Raw genomic sequence first — 17,434 nt, 5'->3', positions numbered from 1 at the left:
AGGACCATCGAGGTGGGGCCGTCGTCGGCGACTGCGTCAGCGGCCTCACTCGCCGGCCCCCTCCACGATCCCGTCGGCAGCCAGCAACCGGAGCAGAGCCGGCGACGCCCTCGCCCAGTCGCCGACCGGCAGGTCGTCGGTGATCTCGCCACGGTCGAGGACGATGAGCCGATGCACCCGATCGACCATCGCCCGCAGGTCGTGGCCGGCCAGGATGACGGTCGTCCCGAAGTCACGGCATCGAGCGTCGAGTGTGTCGATGATCAACCCTGCCAACGGTTTCTCCAGTCCCGTTGTGACCTCGTCGCACAGGAGGACTCGCGGGTGGGCGATCAGGGCACGGGCCAGGGCGATTCGCCGGAGTTGACCACCCGACAGGCCATCGGGGTGGCGCCTGGCCTGCTCGATGCTCAGATCCAATCGTTCGAGGATCTGCACGGCCTCGGCTCTCGCTGCCTCGGGTGCGACGCCACGCAAACGCACGGCCGTGCGGGCGACCTGCCCGAGAACCGGACGGTCGGGCTCGAAAGACGCGCGCACCTCCTGACAGACGTATTGGACGTCGGCCATCGTCGCCCGACTCCGGCGCGACAGACGAGGTAGCGAGACCCCGTCCAGAGCGACAGAGCCACCGGCGACCGGGGTCAGCCCGGCGATCGCGCGCAGCAAGCTCGTCTTCCCGGAGCCCGAAGCCCCGACGAGGCCGACCATCTCACCGCGCCGCACCGCGAAGGATGCATCCGAAAGCACTTGTGTCCTGGACATTCTGAGCTCCAGACGGTCGGCGACCAACACGCCCACTTCCGGAGGCGCAGTGTGGGTTTGCTTCTCGCCGCACGAGACGTGCGGCGCCGTCACCGGGCGTGTAATCGATCCCGATGTTCCCCGCAGCAACCGCCCGTCACCGACACGGTGCACCACATCACCGAGTTCACCTGCGATGTGCTCATCGTGTGTGACGAGCAGGACCGCGACACCGCGATCGCGGACTGCGACGAGCGCTTCGATCAGCAGGTGCCTGCTCACCGTATCGAGGCCGGTCGACGGCTCGTCGAGGACCAACACGTCAGGTCTGGTGGCGAGGAGTTGCGCCAGGGCCAATCGGGTCCGTTGACCGCCGGAGAACTCGAACGGAAACCGTCGTGGCCAGAGGTGCCGGTGATTTTCGTCGATCGGAAATGCCGCCTCCGACAACACCTCCTCGACCCTGTCGGTGCGCCATCGCCGACGATCACGACGCCTCGTCGGCGGAGCACCATGAAGCGTCACCAGCTCGCCGAGAGCGGCTCCGATCCTTCGCGCAGGATTCAAGGTGAGAGCGGCATCCTGTGGGAGATGGGCCATCCGAGAGCCTGGGTCGACGACAACGACTCCTGATCGCTCGAGATCCGCGGGCAGGACATCCGCGACGGCGGCCGCAATCGTCGACTTGCCGGCACCCGACGGTCCGACGAGCGTCACAATCCGTCCGCCGTACAGATCGAGATCGATGTCGGTGACGAGCGGTATCCCGTCGGGGGTTCTCACACCCAGACCCCGGACTCGCAGCCTCGGAGATCGGCCCCCGACCTCTGGCACGTCATCTTCACTCATGATCGTCCAGGGCGTGCACCCGCTGTGATGCGGAGCAGACCGACTGCTCGGGCGGCACCAATCGCCGTCGGTACGAGAGTCGTTCGTCCAGAAGCAGGTTGGTGCCGAGGGCGAGCGCCACGATCAATCCCGCCGGCAGCAACACCGACCACGGGGCGACGTCGAGGCCCTCCTTGTTGGCCGCGACGGCGACCGCCCAGTCGGTGGAGGTGGTGTCGAAACCGATACCCAGAAAGTTCGCCGACGACAGGATGTACAGTGCCGCCACGAGCCGGACCCCAACATCCGCGGCAACCGGTCGGGCCAGGCGGCGTCGAGCATATCCGGTGTAGCGTTCGACGGGCCCGACCCCTTGCAGCCGTAGGGTTTCCATCGCCGGACTCTGCACGACGCTGCGAGACGCCATCCGGATGAAGCGGGCGATGGGCGGCACCAGCACCGCGGCCACCGCTGCGGCGATGCCGATTCGTGAACCGTCCATCCGCAACGCGACGACGAGGACGACGAGCAACGACGGTATGCAGAGCAGGACGTCGACGGGTCTCATGATCAGGTCCTCGACCACCGGACGGGTGGTTGTCGCCGCCACGAGTCCGATGGTCGAACCGATGGCGTAGGCGACGACGACGGTCAGCACGGTGGTCACCACCAGCGGTCGTCCGCCCTCCAGCGCAGCGGCGAGCACATCGCGCCCGAGCCGGTCGGTCCCGAACGGCGACCACGACGAAGGACCGAACGGCGCCTGACTCACCGTCGGCGCGGATCGAGCCAGCCACGGTCCGATCGCCGCGATGCACAGCGGAACGGCCACGAGAAGGGATGCGACACAGCGTCGTATGGTGCGGTGCCACTCCGTGTGCCGCGACCGCGTCGCTTGCCGCCGAATCAGATTCATGTCCGCACCCGCGCCGGCACCATACGTTGACCCGCGATGTCGATCGCCGCGTTGACCACGATCGCGACCAGTCCCGTGATCAGGACGATCGCGAGCACGACCGGTTGATCGCGGTTGCCGATCCCGTCGATGAGTGTGGTCGCGATACCGGGTACGACGAACACCGCCTCGACGATCAGCACGCCGGACAACAGGCTGTCCCCGGTGCGGCCCAGGTCCTGCATCGCGGGGCCGAGCGCATTCGGCGCTACATGCCGGAGTAGGAGCGACCACCGGGACACACCGAGCCTGCGCGCCTGCACGACGTACGGGGCCGACATCTCGTCGATGACGCCCGCGCGCACCAGCCGCACCAGCGGAGCCGCCACCCGGCAGATCATGACGAACAGCGGCAGGATCAGGACGCTCGGAGTCGCAGCCACATCCGCGGAATCCATGCCCGCGAATGTCGCCGGGAACCAACCGGCCTCGACCGCCAGGTAGGACACCAGGACGACGGCGAGGACGTAGTCGGGCACCGAATCGGCCACGATACTGACCGTCGTGATCGTCCGGTCCCACCACGTATCCGGGTGCAGCCCCGCGACGAATCCGGCGACGCCGGCCACCGGGATCAGGAACAGAGTGGTGAGCACCGCGAGTACCGCCGAGGTGACGAACGGTTCGGCGATCACGTCGGTCACGGGTCTGCTCTGGGTGAACGACGTGCCGAAATCCCCTGTCGCCGCGTGCGCGCACCACTCGAGGAACCGTTGCAGCGGAGCCACATCCAGTCCCAGCAGACGCCGCGTCTCCTCGCGCTGCGCGGCGCTGGAGAAGTCGCCGGACTGAACATCGGCCGCATCACCCGGCAGCCATAGTGAGAGTGCGAACACCAAGGCCAGCAGCATCACGATCTGCAGGGTGCCGACTCCGATGCGGCGCATCGTGAACCGACCGATCGTCATCGGCGGTCTCGGTCAGGACGTCGCGACGACGACGCGATCGTCGCCGACCTGCCAGACGACGCCGGCCTCGGAGAACCCACCATCGCGCAGGAACGCGACGTAGTCATGCACGGTGGGCCGGTCGGTGACGACATGCTCGAAACCACCGGCCCGTGCTGCGACGAGATCGGCCAGTTCCGGTGCGGAATCGATTGCGTCCCACCATGCCTGCCAGTCCTCCGTCTGTCGGGTCCCACGTCGTACGGCGCGACGGTCGGTCAGTGCACGCAGGAGATCGTCGATGCCGGGCGCCGACTCACCCTCGTACAGGTGGTCGGCGTCGACGAGGACCCCACCAGGTGCGATGGTCCGTCCGCATTCGGCGAAGAGAGCACGCAATGGTGTCGCGTCCATCCAGTGCAGCGCCGTCGAACTGACGTAGGCGTCGGGCGCGCGGTCGAGTTCGAGACGTTCGAACCACCCGGGTTCGCGAAGGTCGGCGAGCACGGGACGGATCCGGTGGTCGGGCCGCGCGATGGCGCCGAGTTCGAGCAGCAGCGGATCCGCGTCGACACCGACCACCCGGGCGTCGGGGACGCGGTCGAGGATGCGGTGGGCAAGTGATCCCGGTCCGATGCCGAGGTCCACGACGAGCGGGTCGGGACGTCGGAGCACGAGTTCGAGCACATCGATCACGACGTCGAAGCGTTCTTCGCGATCGGGCATGTAGTGGCCCTGCTGGAGATCCCACCGATCGAGCCACTCCACTGCCTGCTGCCGGGTGGGTCTGCCTTGCGTCATGCGGTCACCTCGTCGAATCGGGCCCAGTCGTGGGCGTTCGGGACACCGCTCGGCGAGTTCTGAACGCCATTGCGGTAAGCGGTCCGCCACGGGGTGGTGGCCCAGAAGATGAACCCTCCACGGTCGTGGAGGATCTCGTGCATCTGGTGGTAGATCCGGGCTCGCGCCTCGGTGGATCGTTCGCGCTGCGCCGCGACGAACAGTTGGTCGAACGTCGGATCCGACCAGTGCGTGAAGTTCTTCGGGGCATCGCTGACCAGGCGGGAACCGAAGTGATACGGGATCGCGAGCGGCCCCGACTGACCGATCGTCATGTCCCCCTTGGTCAATGCCTCTGTGTAGTACGTGTCCTTGGACCCGATGGTGACCTTGACGTCGACGCCGATCGCGCGCGCCTGACGGGCCACGAGGTGAGCGGCTTCGATGAAGCCGTTGGCGACCGGCGCGACGAACAGTTCGAAGGCGAGATCCGATGCGCCTGCGGCACGGAGGAGAGCTTTCGCGCGGTCGGGGTCGTGCTGATGGGCGGGCAGGTCGTCGGCGTAGTACTGGTAGCCGCGCCCGAAGATGTCGTCGGACACCTCGCCCGAACCCTGCAAGGCGACGCGTACGAGTTCCTCGCGGTCGACCATCAGCATCATCGCCCGCCGGACATCGGGGACGGCGAACGGTGCCCGATCGGTCTTCATGGCGAAGTAGAGGATTCCGCTGTTCGGCGTCGAGTGGACCGTCACGTCGTCATCGGATTCGAGTGTGCGACCGGCCGAAGGCGACAGGTTGTCGACGAAGTCGGCCTGTTGACTACGCACTGCGGCGAGGCGGGCTTCGGGTCCGGCGCTGAGGATGCGCAAGGTGTCGACCGACGGCGCCCCGTCCCAGTACTGGTCGTTGCGTGTGGCGACGAACTCGCGACCGGGAGTGAACGACTGGAAGCGGAACGGTCCGGTTCCATTGGGGCGGGTGAAGTCCCGCGTCCCGTTCTTGACGATGCGGGTGCCGTACGAGGTGAGCTGGCTGGGCAGGTCGAAGGAGGGCTGCGTGAGTCGGAGCTCGACCGTCCGGGCATCGACCGCCCGCGAGTTCGGCAGATCGATGGCCGACAGCGTCGTCGCGGCGACGAATGGCTGCGCCTCGGTCTGCTTGCCGAGGATTCGCGACAGCGTGAACAGCACGTCGTCGGCGGTCAGCGGAGCGCCGTCGTGCCAGGTGGCCTCACGCAGCGTCATCCGCCAGACGAGGCCGGCGCCGTCGGGGGCCGCGTCGGTCACCAGGCGGGGCACTGCCCGCATCTGTGAGTCGACCTCGAAGAGGCCGTCGTAGAGGTGCTTGACCCGGGCCTCGTCGATGAACATCGTCCCGATGCCGGGGTCGATGGTCTCGCTGGCGCCGGCACCCTCGTACATGGTGGTGAGCCGTCCCGTCGGTGCCGAGGATCCACTCGATCCGCATGCTCCGACCGCGAAGGCCCCGGCGATCCCGAGTGCACCTCCGAGGAATGCTCGCCGACTGACCGTCGGTGTGGTGGGGGTCATCTGGTCGTCTCCCGTCGCGACATGGCACGACCAGCGGGAACGACGAGGACAGGCGCGATCGACGCCTGTGCTCGGGTGGTCATCCCGCGTGACCGTGCCGAGAATGTTTCACGCGGCGGTATCTGGCTACGGTCGTGACGACCTCACAGTTGCGGGGCAGCGCCGGATTTGCACCGGTTTCCCGTTCGCGCACGGTCACTCTAACGGGCAGTGCGGGGAACGCTCCCGCCAGGGGCTTTCTGATACGGGCAGTCAGCTGTCGGTCACCCGCACCGGACCGTCGCCCGGCGCAGCTCGTCGGGACGGGCACGACCGGCACCAGAACTCACCCCCGGCATCGCGACCGACTCCACGGACGGATACCGTCATCAGCCGGTGGAGGGCCGGGGACAGAGGACATAGTGACCAGCATTGACGACGCTCGGGGTGGGGCAAGCGGTGCACTTCTCGTACCCGGCCAGAACTGCTACGGGATCGGCCGGGCCGACCGGTTCGCCTGCATCATCGACGCCGCCGACTACTTCCGGTTCGCGAAGCAGGCAATGCTCGGGGCCCGGAAGCGGATCATGCTCATCGGGTGGGACTTCGACACCCGGATCGAGTTCGAGCCGGAAGAGCAGACGCTCGACGGCCCCAACGACCTCGGCGACTTCCTCAACTGGCTGCCGGACCACCAGCCGGGCCTGGAGATCCATCTGCTCAAGTGGAGTGTCGGCGCGTTCACCGCGATCACCCGCGGGATGACCCCGGTCTTCCTCGCCAACCTCGCCACCAACCGCAACGTCCACCTCGAGATCGACACGCGCCATCCGCTCCGGGGCGCGCATCATCAGAAGATCGTCGTGATCGACGATCGGATCGCGTTCTGCGGCGGCATCGACATGACCGTCGATCGCTGGGACCGATCGGATCATCGCGACGACCATCCCCGACGCGTCGAACCCAATGGCAACTCCTACGGGCCGTGGCACGACGCGACTGCCGCGGTCGACGGCGACGCGGCCCGTCTCGTCGGCGACATCGCGCGTCAGCGATGGCTGGTCGCCACCGGAGAAGACCTCGCCCCGGTGGACGACGTCGACACCGACCCGTGGCCGGATCAGCTCGCGCCGACGATGCGGTCCGTCGACGTCGCGGTGGCCCGAACACTGCCCGAACTCGATCAGCAGGACGAGGTCCGCGAGATCGAACAGCTCTATCTCGATGCGATCCGCTCCGCAAAGCGCTTCCTGTACATCGAGAGTCAGTATCTCGCCGCACGGGTGATCGCCGATGCGATCGCCCAGCGACTGCGCGAATCCGACGGGCCGGAGATCGTGGTCGTCCTCCCCCGACACGCGGACGGCTGGCTGGAACAGAAGGCCATGGATGGAGCCCGCAGGCGGCTACTCCATCAACTGTGGGATGCCGACGAGCACCAGCACTTCCGCGCCTACCATCCGGTGACCGCCACGGGAGGCCCGATCTATGTCCACGCCAAGGTCCTCGTGATGGACGACAGACTGTTGCGAGTGGGGTCGTCGAATCTCAACAACCGCTCCCTGGGTCTCGACAGCGAATGCGATCTCGCCGTCGAGGTCAGCGCGGACGATCCGTCGGCGGCTGAGCACCGACGGAGCATCGTGGGCGTTCGCGACCGGCTTATCGCCGAGCACCTCGCCGTGCCCGTGGCCGAGTTCCGCGACGAACTCGAGCGCCGACAATCCCTGATCGGGGCGATCGATCATCTTCGGGGAGAAGGCAAGACACTCGAGCGGTTCGACGCCGGGACGATCGCCGACGAGGAGAGCCCGCTGGCGGAGAACGACCTGATGGACCCGGAAAGCGCGAAAGGCAATCCCGTTCTCACCCGGGTCATCCGGTTCGTCGCGGGCCGGCCACTGCGACGCCTGTCCTCCACCGGCACCGAGCGTCCCTGATCTAGTTCTTGACGAGTCCACCGTCGACGACGAGGTTCTGCCCGGTAACGGCCCGCGACCACGGGGAGAGGAAGAACAGGACGGCGTCGGCGAACTCGGCGGGCGTGGTCACCGACCGCAGGGGCGTGGCGGCTGCGATCGCGTCGAACACCGCGTCAGGGGTGGCCGCGCTGGCGTCGGTGGTCCGCAGCAGTCCGCCCGAGACCATGTTCACGGTGATGCCGTCGGGCCCGAGGTCGTGCGACAGGGTGCGGGTCAACGCGAGCAACGCCGCCTTCGCCGCGGTGTAATCGTGATATGGGACAACGGGATTCTGCACCAGATTGGTGCCGATGTTGATCATGCGGCCGCCTCCCGCCGCCCGCATGCCGGGTAACGCGGCCTGAATCGTGTTGAGCGCGCCACCCACGATGCCACGCAACTGCGCGTCGAGCTCGGTCCACGTGAGGTTGTCGGCGTGGGAGCGACCGTCGCCGTTGAACGAGTAGTCGGGCAGCGCGTTGTTCACTACCGTCGTCACCGGAGCACCGAAATGCTCTGCGGCAGCGTCGATCATGACGCCGACCGCATCCTTGTCGGTGACGTCGGCACCGAATACCAGTGCGCTGTCGCCGATCTCATCGGCCAATGCGTGCGCGGCGTCGGCGCTGCGGCGGTAGTTGATGACGACGCGGCCGCCGTGCGCGGCGATCGCGCGGACGATGTGGGCACCGAGACCACGAGCTCCTCCGGTGACCAGGGCAACGTGCTCGGATATGGGCACAGCAGACATTCGGACCATCCCTTCGCCGGTACTAACCGGAGCAGGTTCGACGGGTCTGATCTCAGCCGGCCGGTGCCGGCACCCCGTGTCGGTGCCCATCTGATCGCACATCACGGGGTGAACGCAAGCAAACCATCCGTCCCGGGAGGACACGTCCTGGTTCAGGGACCGACGTAGAAGGTTCCGACGCTCGGTGCCGCGGCAATGTATCCCGGCCTGCGGTCGCCCCACAACCCCGACACCACGAGCTGGCCGGGGCCGGTCCTCACGGCCTGCCGATGCGGTGTCCGATCGGTGATGAGGCCGGAGGCCCCGGTCGACGCGTTGAACCACCGGTAGATGTATCCGTAGCCGACCGGCGTCGGATTGATGTGTCCGTGACCGTAGAAGACTCTCGGCTGGTAGGCGGCCGCCCCGCCTTTGCCCAGAACTCCTCCGGGAACCTGCAGCAAGAACGATGCCTTCATGGTCGGCGCCGTTTTCGGGGCAGCGGACGCGGTCGGCGCGGTCCACACCATTGCCGACGCCACGACGGCCAGCGCCGCCAACACATTACGACCGCGACGCGTCATTTCTCTCCACCCTCGTGCCCTGTCTCCATGTCCCCTCACTCATCGGCGCGCACTGGTCTGTCGTTACCTGCCACGTGAGAGGTCGACGGGCCGGCCCCACCCGGCGGGCATCGTCGTCCGTCGTCGAATCCGAGCCGCGGATTCAGGCGTTCCTCTGGTTCCAGATGGACAAGGAACGGGACTGGCGGTTCAACTCGACCGCGCAAAGCCTGCAGGCATTCCGCGCGTCGGTGGCCGCGATGCTGTCGAAGTCATGAATCAACATGTGTCGCAGCGCGAGCAGCCGAGTCACCTAGTCAACCGCCGTGAACCCGAGCAGCGGAATCCGGCGATCGCCCGACCACGCGTCGTACGTCTCATAGCCGGGCAGCCATTCCTTGGCGGTGGTCCACAGGCGGTCACGGTCGGCGCCGGTCAGTTCTTCACCGCGGAACTCGCCGTCGATGCCTTTGCCATACAGCCGGACCGTGGGGTTGGCCTTGACGTTGTGGTACCACGAAGGGTGGCGGCTGCCGCCGTAATTGGAGGCGACCAGGATGACCCGATCCCCGTCGGTGAAATAGAGCAGCGGCGTGACCCGCTCGATCCCCGACTTGGCGCCGGTGTGCGTCAGCAGAAGGAATCGCGGCCACGGACCGATCGAACTCACCCGGCCATGCGTGAGCCGGATCAGCGGCGGATCGACCCGCGGCGACAGGTTGCGCAGCAACCATTGGCCGACCGGCGTGAACGCGAACTTCCCGATACCGCGTTTGGCGACATTGTCGGCGACGAGACTCTGCGGCGGGATCGGCATCCCGCGACTCTAGCAACTCATGGCGCCCAAAACTGCTGATCAGCGAGGTCTGGACGGGCCCAGCAGTGCGGACACAGGGTGTTACGCGTCAATCAAACGGCTCACGGTCCGACGGGTCCTCGAATCAGCCGGCCGGTGATGGGATCCGGTTCAGAGCGGCATCAGCAGGTGCTTGCGTTCCGTCCGCGGACCGTCCTTGTCGGCGAGCATCGCCAGCGCCCTGCGGATCTCCAGTCGGGTCTGCGACGGCTCGATCACGGCGTCGATGTAACCGCGTTCGGCGGCCACCCACGGTGTCGCGACGGTGGTGTTGTAGAAGTCGACCATCTGCGCGCGCACGGCCGCGCGATCCTCCTCGGGCACCGACTCCAGTTGGCGACGTTGTGTCAGACCGACGGCGGCCTCACCACCCATCACGGCGATCCGGGCGGTCGGCCATGCGAGGTTGATGTCGGCGCCGAGTTGCTTGGATCCCATGACGGCGTAGCCACCACCAAAAGCCTTGCGCACGATCACCGTGACGATCGGCACCGTGGCCTCCACCACGGCGTAGAAGAAGCGGCCGCCGCGTTTGATGACGCCGATGCGCTCCTCCTCCACACCCGGCAGCACGCCGGGCGTATCGACGACGAAGATCAACGGCAGACCGAACGCATTGCACAGTCGGATGAAGTGCGCGGCTTTGTCGGACGCACGAGCGTCGATCGCACCGGCGGCGACGATGGGCTGATTCGTGACGACTCCCACGCTGCGCCCATCGACGCGGGCGAACGCCGTGATCATGTTGGCGGCCACACCATCGCCGATCTCGTGCAGATCACCGTCGTCGAACAACCGCAGCAGGACGTCGTACATGTCGTATCCGACGTTGTGTTCGTCGGGCACGATGCTGTCGAGTTCACGATCCGCAGCGGTGATCCCCGGCTCCAGCCCGGGATTGACCAGTGGCGCGGATTCGAAACAGCTCGACGGCATGAAGCTCAAGTACGCACGCGCCCAATCGAATGCCGCCCGCTCGTCCTCGGCGACGTGATGGATGTTGCCGTTCTGGGCCTGGGTGGCGGCGCTCCCCAGTTCGTCGAGGGTCACTTCCTCGCCGGTCGTCTCCCGGATCACCTCGGGACCCGTGACGAACATGTGCGACGACTTCGTGGCGATCAAGACGTCGGTGTTGATGGGCGAATACACCGCTCCTGCAGCGCATTTGCCGAGCATCACCGACACCTGCGGCACCAGTCCCGACAGCATGTGCTGCCGACGACTCACCCAGGCGTACCACGCCAAGGATGTCACCGCGTCCTGGATGCGCGCACCGCCCGAGTCGTTGATGGCGATGAAGGGGCAACCGATTGCCGCCGCCTTCTCCATCGCGGTGGCCACCTTGCGGCCGAACATCTCGCCCACCGATCCGCCGAAGACCGTCTGGTCATGGGCGATCACCACCACCGGTCGGCCGTCGACGGTGCCGTGACCGGTCACCACGCCATCGCCGTACAAGGCGTCGGGAGTTCCGGGTTGCTTGACCAGCGCACCGATCTCCACGAAGCTCCCGGCGTCGACCAGCATCGCGATCCGCTCTCGCGGACTCGGTATGCCCTTGGCCGCTCGTTTCGCCGCGCCGATGTCGCCCGCGGGTTCCCGCGCCTGGTCCAGTCGTCGGCGCAGTTCGGCCAGCTTGCCGGCCGTGGTCGCCTGGTCTGCGGTCACCTGCCACTGCGCATGCGGCCGGCGGTCATCGTGTGCGCTTGCGGTCATGTCGTCACTTCCGGAATGAGATCCGCAGGAATGCCGAAACGCCGCCCCACGTAAGAACTTCCGCGTCGCAAATGTGACGCCGCGGCACTACCCCCACGCCCTACCGATCAGTAACCTTCGGAGGCGTAAGGCAAACCTATGGGATGGCTCACTGTCTGTCCAGAGGCAATTCGGGCGAATAATCGGGCCACCGGGCGCGGTTCCGGCCGCAGCTCAGGCTTCCGGCTTCGAACTGGTGATGCGGCCGGATGCTGGAGGTGCGGCCAGAACCATGGCCATGTCCTCGAAGGCCTTCACCAGCACCGAAGCCGGCTCGACGTCGACGCGGACGAGCGCAACGTGTCCACTGAGGGCTTCATCCTCGAGTTCGACGACCCGGAAATCGGTCGGAGCTCCGCGGCGCTGCACCCATACGCGGGGAACGATGCTGGCCCAGCCACCCCGCGAGACGAAGGCCAGCAACGTGGAGATCGAGTCGGCCTCCAGGCGCGGGGTGATCGTCACGCCGTGCGCCGTCGCCGCCTCATCGATCCGGTCACGACCGCGCATACCCTTGTGTAGCAAACACATCGGGAGTTCGGCGATGTCAGCCCACGTGGCCGCGCCGGTCCGGCCCGGGAGCAGGTCGTTGCCGACGACGAGCACATGCTGCTCGTCGTAGAGCGGTCGCTTCACCAGGCCGGTGGTGTCGACACCCTGGGTGTAGAGGATGCCGATGTCGAGTTCGAACCTGCGTAGGCGTTCCACGATGTCGGCCGATCGCAAGGCCGACTCGATCCGGAGCCGCACCAGCGGATGCGCTGCGCAGAAGGGGTCGACCCGGTCGGCGATCGCGGTGGTCGCCGCGGGGATCACGCCGATGCGGAGCTCACCGGTCAAGCCGGTGTGCAGCGCCGCGACCTCGTGTTCGAGAGATTCGCGTTCGGCCAGAATCCGGCGCGCCCCCAACACCAGACGCTCCCCTTCCGGTGTCAGTCCCTCGAAGCTCGATCCGCGCCGCACCAACGGCACGCCGAGTTCTCGCTCGAGTTTGCGGATCGCCTCGGACAACGCCGGCTGGGACACGTAGCACGCGGCCGCGGCCCGCGCGAAGTGCTGCTCGCGTGCGAGGGCAACGAAGTATTCGAGCTGACGGAACTGCACCCACCCGTTCTAGCACGGGCGATAGGTGAGTCCTATCGACCGACTGGTACTCGGTCTTGGACGCTTCACCCACCATCCACGGATCATGGCAGGGCAGCGTCGGTACGCCGCGGACTGCGCGACGCACACGACGAACGGAGATCGACCGTGGAGACACGAGGGGGACGGTCGGGTCTGCGACCCGACGCAAATGATCACCGGCACGCGCTCCGCGTCGCGGTCGGGCTCGCGATCCCCGGCATCGCGCTGCTCATCGCCGGACGACCCGAGCTCATGGTGTACGCGGCGTTCGGCTCGTTCGCCGGCATGTACGGCCGCACCGACAGCGGTGCCGCCCGCCTGCGCCATCAGCTGGAAGCCGGGTGCCTGCTCACCGTCGGCGTCACGATCGGGGTGACGCTCGCGGCTGCGATGGTTCCCGGCTGGGTGCTCATCGTCGTCGGCGCCACCTTCGCGGCTGCAGGCTCGATGCTGGCCGATCTGCTCCGACTACGGCCGGTCGGACCGTTCTACTTCCTGTTCGCGATGGGAGCCACCGCCACAGTCTCGCCGAACCCCGTGCCGCCGCTGGTGGCAATCGGGATCTGCGCCGGGTCCGCAGCCCTGGCTGTCGTCGTCGGGCATATCGGGGTCCCACTGGGCGGCCGATGCTCGTCGCCCATCCGTCGCCTTCCGCGCGGGGCGACCGTGCATGCCGTTCGCTACGCGATCGCGGTCGGGAGCGCCGGCACCTTGGGCATGTCGTTGGGCTTCGATCACGCGAACTGGGCGATGGCCGCCGCAGCAGTGCCGCTCGGTGCGGTGGATCTCGGTCGGCGCGACGGCGAGATGCGGCTGGTGGCGCTCCGCGCACTGCACCGGATCGTCGGCACGATTGTCGGATTGGGCGTCACCGCAGCTGTTCTCGCGGTGGGCCTCGGCCCCGCCGCTCTCGCCTCGCTGATGATGGTGCTGCTGTTCCCGACCGAACTCTTCATGACCCGCCACTACGCGATCGCGATCGGATTCTTCACCCCGCTGGTGATGCTGATGACCGAGCTCGCCGGGCCGTCCGATCCGGTCGCTCTGCTCTCCGCGCGAGGGGTCGACAGTCTGATCGGTGTGGTGATGGGGGTCGTTGTGGTGGTTGTGGTGCCGGGGCGACGTTCTGGCCGCACCTCCACATTCCGGCTTGGAGCCGGAACTGCCGCCAGAATCTGAAGGTGCGGCCAGAGTCGACGTCAACCAGCCCGTGACGAGTGGACCCGGCCCGCCCGTCCTTCGCTTGACGGACAGTGTCCATCGCGATCTCCACAGATTTTTATCGATATCAAAGCCCGCATGTGAGAAACTTGACCTCGAGAGCCCCAGCACTCGGAAGGCAGGTTGTTGACGCGGGCCCGACGACCCGAACTAGTTAGCGTCGGCAACGAATCTTTCGATGCACCACAACAAGTGGTCTGATCTCAGATCGGACATCTCCAGAGGAGAGCAGCCATGACCATCAGCATCCGTAAGGTCGCCGTCGGCGTCGCTCTCGGCGCAGCGGCAACGATGTCCCTGGCGCCGATCGCATCGGCAGCACCCTCAGAAGTGCCGCTGACCGCGTCGCACGATGCGGCCACCATCGTGGTTCCCGATCTGCCGGTACCCCTCCTCCCGGTTCCGCTGCTCCCGGTTCCCCTGGTACCGATCTTCCCGCTGCCTGACGTCCCGAAGGCAGTGTGCATCACGTTCGTGTGCGTTCCCGTCGACTGATCGCGCTACTGTCCGCATACGAAAGCAGCTGCATGACAGTATTTTTCGCATGCACACTTGCGCCGGTCCGATTTCAGTGCCACTCTTGAGTGCTATGACTACCGGAAAGGCGGACACCGCCACCATCGCGTGAGCGCCGTGCCGTTCCATTCATGGACTCACGATCGAGTCACTCCCAGCAATCCATCTCAGCAAGCTCCCGTCGGTATCTCGGCGATCCGCGACGCCTGGCTCGAGCACGGTTTCTCCACTCGTCGCAGCGATAGATCCGCAGCGGAATCGGCTGTCACACAACTGTATCGACGTTCGGGTCGCGCCGAACCCGAGTTCGTCTGGGTGCCGTCCCCGCGGGCGGCATCGACACTGATCGCGGCCGAGAACCTCGCGTCGAACACCTCCCTGACCGACGACGGTGTGGGTCATCACATCGCCGGGATGATCTCCTCGTCGCGCACGCGACTGACCACCCGCGTCCCCAACGACAGGTGGCACAGACCAAGAATCCGCCTCGCGATCGAGGCAGCTCGCCTCATGTCGCCGGAAGATGCGCTCGACGCCGGCGTCGACCTCGGCGTCATTCTCCGCTCCACCGTGCAAGATCCGTTGCGTACCAGCCTGTTCGACGGCGTGGGGCCGGCGATCAGGACACTGACGACGTCGTTCAGCGGACTCGTCACCTGGTACGGCCAGCAGGAAGCGCACCGTGTCGCGGTCTGCGATGTGCTGCTGCGGCACAGCCGGATCCGATCGTCGCCCGACGACCTCGAGTTGCACGAGATCCAGTCCACGCTGGTGACCTCCACGGGCTGGTGGTGGGCGTTCGACGATGTGTGCGTGATGTCGGAACGGCCGTCCGCGCTGCACACCGAACCGACGCCGGGCGGTGTGCACAACGAACGCTGGCTGCACCATGCGGATCGGTCCGCTGTCGAGTTCATCGACGGCGCCGCGGTTCATGTTCTGCACGGCACCATCGTCCCCGATTGGGTGGTGCACGACCCGACACCCGAACGCATTGCGCGGGAACGAAACATCGAGATCCGACGATCCGCGATCGAGCGGATCGGCTGGGACACCTACGTCGACATGGCCGGCCTGACCCTGATCGACCAGTCGGCCGATCCCGGCAACGACGGCTGCACCCTGCAGCTTTACACCACACCCGCAGCGTGGCGGACCAACGGGAAGATCCTGCTCGCGGTCAACGGATCTCGGGAACGCGACGGCCATCGTCGTCGCTACGGGTTGCAGGTGCCCGGTTTTGTCCCGACCGCTCTCGATGCCGCGGGCTGGACCTACGGCATCCGTGGCGCCGACTATGCCCGACTGGCCCGACGCACCTGACCGCGTTCCTCCCGACTGTCCGATTCTGTTCTGCAACAACAACAACAACAACCAAGGTGATCACATGAACTCGACCATGACCCTCTCCGACCTCACCGAGCTCTCCGGACTCGATGTCTTCGACTATCTCGACCGGTCCCTCGCCATCCCGGTGATCGACGGCATGCAGGCCCAGGGTGACCTCATCGTGGTGCCGCACGCGGTGCTCGCCGAGACCGTCAACACGGTGCCGTGGAGCCGCGCAGTCGGGGTTCCGCTGTCCGGGGTGGAACTCCTCCGCAGTGCCGCCGGTGGCAATCCGCACAGCTTGGTCGCCGAGGATGGGCGATGCACCTGGACGTCCCCGGTCGCCGACGAAAGCGGCTTGGCCCTAGGCATTCTCGACACCAAGGTGACCGCCTACCTCATCCATCCCGAGCACGGCGCAACCGGCATCGCGCCGGGTCGGTACGTGATCCGCAGGCAACGTGAGCGCAGCACCGCCGGGTTGTATGCCGTGCAGATGGTCGCCGACTGACCGTCATCTGTCGGCACCATTTCGGTCTCGCCGCTACTCGCAGCCGACGCCGTCACCGTCACGATCCAGGCCCGGTCGGTACCCGGGCTCACCCACACGGATCGGGTCGGCGCCGGCGGCGCGGACCGCCGAGCAGTTGGCGTAGTAGGTGCTGCCGCCGTCATCCCCCGCCGGCGGCGGCGCGACATACATCGGCCGCTGCGTCGACGGCGGCGGGGTGTAGGCGGGCGCCGGTGTGGCGGTGCGCGTCGCGGTTTCCGAGAGGTCGGACGTCGGGGGCGTCGACGCCACCGGGGTTCCGCCGCAGCCCGCGAGAATCCGCACCATCGCGTCCTTCTCCGCCTGCGTCACCCAGAGGCGATAGATCGACTTCACGTCGATCTGACGGGTCACGTAGACGCAGCGATACGACTTGTTCGACGGGAGCCAGGTGGCGGCGTCGCCGGCACCCTTCTGCTGGTTCGCGGCACCGTCGGTGGCCTGCAGGTTGCGCGGGTCGTTGGCGAAGTTGCGACGCTCCATCGGACTCAGCTGCTGGGCGCCCTTCTGCCACGCGTCCGAGAGTGCGACGACATGGTCGATCTGCACCGCCGACGACGTCGTCTTGCCGCGCATGAACTGGATACGGGTGGCCGTGTACGGATCGTCGAGGGTTCCGCTCAGCACCGCGCACCCGTTGGAGCCGGGCTTCAGGACGATCGGCGCGAGGTCCCGGCGCAGGATGTCGTTGCGGGTGTCGCAGCCGTTGTGCCCGCCGGCGACGGTCACGTCGTCGGTCCAGGACTGCCCGAACTGGTCGCGTGAGTATCCGGTCTTCGGGGCGCGACCCTTGACGGCCAGGGTCTCCAGTTTCGCCAGCGAACGGTCGGCGGCCGGCGCGGACAACGTCGTGGGACCTGCGACGACCACGGGATTCAGCGTCGGCCCGGGTGCCGACGTCGAGGTGGACGTGCCGGTGGTGGGCGCCGACGTCGTCGACGTCGCGGCTGCCTGGGTGACGTCGGAGTCAGCCGCACCGGTGCCCGAGAAGGAGGCGACCGTGATGAGACCGGTCGCCACGACCACTGCGGCTCCGAGAGCCGTCCAACTGCTGCGCGAGATCCCCGACTTCGGTTGCGCGTTCACATCGTCACCTTTTGCT

17 protein-coding genes and 2 riboswitches are annotated in these 17,434 nt (G+C 66.9%); of the genes, 6 read left to right on the top strand and 11 right to left on the bottom strand.

The genetic code is table 11. The annotated features are described in order from the left end of the window. Positions 1 to 45 precede the first annotated feature (45 nt). The 5 genes from D7316_RS23105 to D7316_RS23085 form a co-directional block, all read right to left on the bottom strand. Positions 46 to 1,527 (bottom strand): ABC transporter ATP-binding protein, encoded by a 1,482-nt coding sequence (locus D7316_RS23105; protein ID WP_164473842.1) that lies wholly within the window; start codon positions 1,525 to 1,527, stop codon positions 46 to 48. Positions 1,528 to 1,585: 58 nt separating this feature from the next. After that, on the bottom strand, positions 1,586 to 2,404 hold the full coding sequence (locus tag D7316_RS23100) for an ABC transporter permease subunit (protein ID WP_232017038.1): 819 nt from the start codon (positions 2,402 to 2,404) through the stop codon (positions 1,586 to 1,588). Between the two features lie 80 nt (positions 2,405 to 2,484). Next, complete coding sequence (locus D7316_RS23095) at positions 2,485 to 3,435, bottom strand: ABC transporter permease (protein WP_124710342.1); 951 nt, start codon at positions 3,433 to 3,435, stop codon at positions 2,485 to 2,487. A 12-nt stretch (positions 3,436 to 3,447) separates the two neighbouring features. Then, positions 3,448 to 4,215, bottom strand: coding sequence for a class I SAM-dependent methyltransferase (locus D7316_RS23090; protein ID WP_124710341.1), 768 nt, complete (start codon positions 4,213 to 4,215; stop codon positions 3,448 to 3,450). Then, on the bottom strand, positions 4,212 to 5,747 hold the full coding sequence (locus D7316_RS23085) for an ABC transporter substrate-binding protein (RefSeq protein WP_124710340.1): 1,536 nt from the start codon (positions 5,745 to 5,747) through the stop codon (positions 4,212 to 4,214). The genes D7316_RS23090 and D7316_RS23085 overlap by 4 nt, the downstream gene beginning before the upstream one ends. Positions 5,748 to 5,846: 99 nt before the next feature. Further along, positions 5,847 to 5,975, bottom strand: a riboswitch (cobalamin riboswitch). Positions 5,976 to 6,148: 173 nt separating this feature from the next. Here D7316_RS23085 and D7316_RS23080 point away from each other — a divergent pair. After that, a complete protein-coding gene (locus tag D7316_RS23080; RefSeq protein ID WP_232017037.1) occupies positions 6,149 to 7,666 on the top strand; it encodes a phospholipase D-like domain-containing protein in 1,518 nt (505 codons plus the stop codon). 1 nt (position 7,667) lies between these two features. On the opposite strand, the gene D7316_RS23075 is transcribed toward D7316_RS23080, so the two are convergent. After that, positions 7,668 to 8,429: a 3-oxoacyl-ACP reductase gene (locus tag D7316_RS23075; protein WP_456298024.1), complete on the bottom strand. Its 762-nt coding sequence runs from the start codon at positions 8,427 to 8,429 to the stop codon at positions 7,668 to 7,670. Beyond that, positions 8,429 to 8,525, bottom strand: a riboswitch (TPP riboswitch). (Overlaps the previous gene by 1 nt.) 65 nt (positions 8,526 to 8,590) lie before the next feature. Then, on the bottom strand, positions 8,591 to 9,001 hold the full coding sequence (locus tag D7316_RS23070) for a hypothetical protein (RefSeq protein ID WP_124710338.1): 411 nt from the start codon (positions 8,999 to 9,001) through the stop codon (positions 8,591 to 8,593). Between the two features lie 74 nt (positions 9,002 to 9,075). On the opposite strand from D7316_RS23070, the gene D7316_RS23065 reads away from it, so the two are divergent. Further along, positions 9,076 to 9,258, top strand: a complete 183-nt coding sequence (locus D7316_RS23065) for a hypothetical protein (RefSeq protein WP_331852583.1) — start codon at positions 9,076 to 9,078, stop codon at positions 9,256 to 9,258. Positions 9,259 to 9,293: 35 nt separating this feature from the next. Here the strand turns inward: D7316_RS23065 and D7316_RS23060 are convergent, their stop codons facing one another. The 3 genes from D7316_RS23060 to D7316_RS23050 form a co-directional block, all read right to left on the bottom strand. Further along, positions 9,294 to 9,797, bottom strand: a complete 504-nt coding sequence (locus D7316_RS23060; protein ID WP_124710337.1) for a nitroreductase family deazaflavin-dependent oxidoreductase — start codon at positions 9,795 to 9,797, stop codon at positions 9,294 to 9,296. 150 nt (positions 9,798 to 9,947) lie between these two features. Then, complete coding sequence (locus D7316_RS23055; protein ID WP_124710336.1) at positions 9,948 to 11,552, bottom strand: acyl-CoA carboxylase subunit beta; 1,605 nt, start codon at positions 11,550 to 11,552, stop codon at positions 9,948 to 9,950. A gap of 213 nt (positions 11,553 to 11,765) precedes the next feature. Further along, positions 11,766 to 12,695, bottom strand: a complete 930-nt coding sequence (locus D7316_RS23050; RefSeq protein ID WP_124710335.1) for a LysR family transcriptional regulator — start codon at positions 12,693 to 12,695, stop codon at positions 11,766 to 11,768. 147 nt (positions 12,696 to 12,842) lie between these two features. Here D7316_RS23050 and D7316_RS23045 point away from each other — a divergent pair, with 147 nt between their 5' ends. The 4 genes from D7316_RS23045 to D7316_RS23030 all read left to right on the top strand — a co-directional run bounded on the left by D7316_RS23045 (position 12,843) and on the right by D7316_RS23030 (position 16,293). Further along, complete coding sequence (locus tag D7316_RS23045) at positions 12,843 to 13,895, top strand: FUSC family protein (RefSeq protein ID WP_124710334.1); 1,053 nt, start codon at positions 12,843 to 12,845, stop codon at positions 13,893 to 13,895. A 276-nt stretch (positions 13,896 to 14,171) separates the two neighbouring features. Next, complete coding sequence (locus D7316_RS23040) at positions 14,172 to 14,432, top strand: hypothetical protein (RefSeq protein ID WP_124710333.1); 261 nt, start codon at positions 14,172 to 14,174, stop codon at positions 14,430 to 14,432. A gap of 129 nt (positions 14,433 to 14,561) precedes the next feature. Then, complete coding sequence (locus D7316_RS23035) at positions 14,562 to 15,776, top strand: DUF6745 domain-containing protein (protein WP_408610044.1); 1,215 nt, start codon at positions 14,562 to 14,564, stop codon at positions 15,774 to 15,776. A 64-nt stretch (positions 15,777 to 15,840) separates the two neighbouring features. Further along, positions 15,841 to 16,293: a hypothetical protein gene (locus tag D7316_RS23030; protein ID WP_124710331.1), complete on the top strand. Its 453-nt coding sequence runs from the start codon at positions 15,841 to 15,843 to the stop codon at positions 16,291 to 16,293. A 33-nt stretch (positions 16,294 to 16,326) separates the two neighbouring features. Here the strand turns inward: D7316_RS23030 and D7316_RS23025 are convergent, their stop codons facing one another. Continuing rightward, positions 16,327 to 17,418 carry a GmrSD restriction endonuclease domain-containing protein gene (locus D7316_RS23025; RefSeq protein ID WP_164473840.1) on the bottom strand — a complete coding sequence of 364 codons (1,092 nt, stop codon included), beginning with the start codon at positions 17,416 to 17,418 and terminating at the stop codon, positions 16,327 to 16,329. Positions 17,419 to 17,434: the final 16 nt, after the last annotated feature.

The sequence above is a fragment of the Gordonia insulae genome (assembly GCF_003855095.1).
GTDB lineage: Bacteria > Actinomycetota > Actinomycetes > Mycobacteriales > Mycobacteriaceae > Gordonia > Gordonia insulae.
Note: the sequence above shows the minus strand (reverse complement) of the source record. Positions and strands in the feature narration are given on the sequence as shown.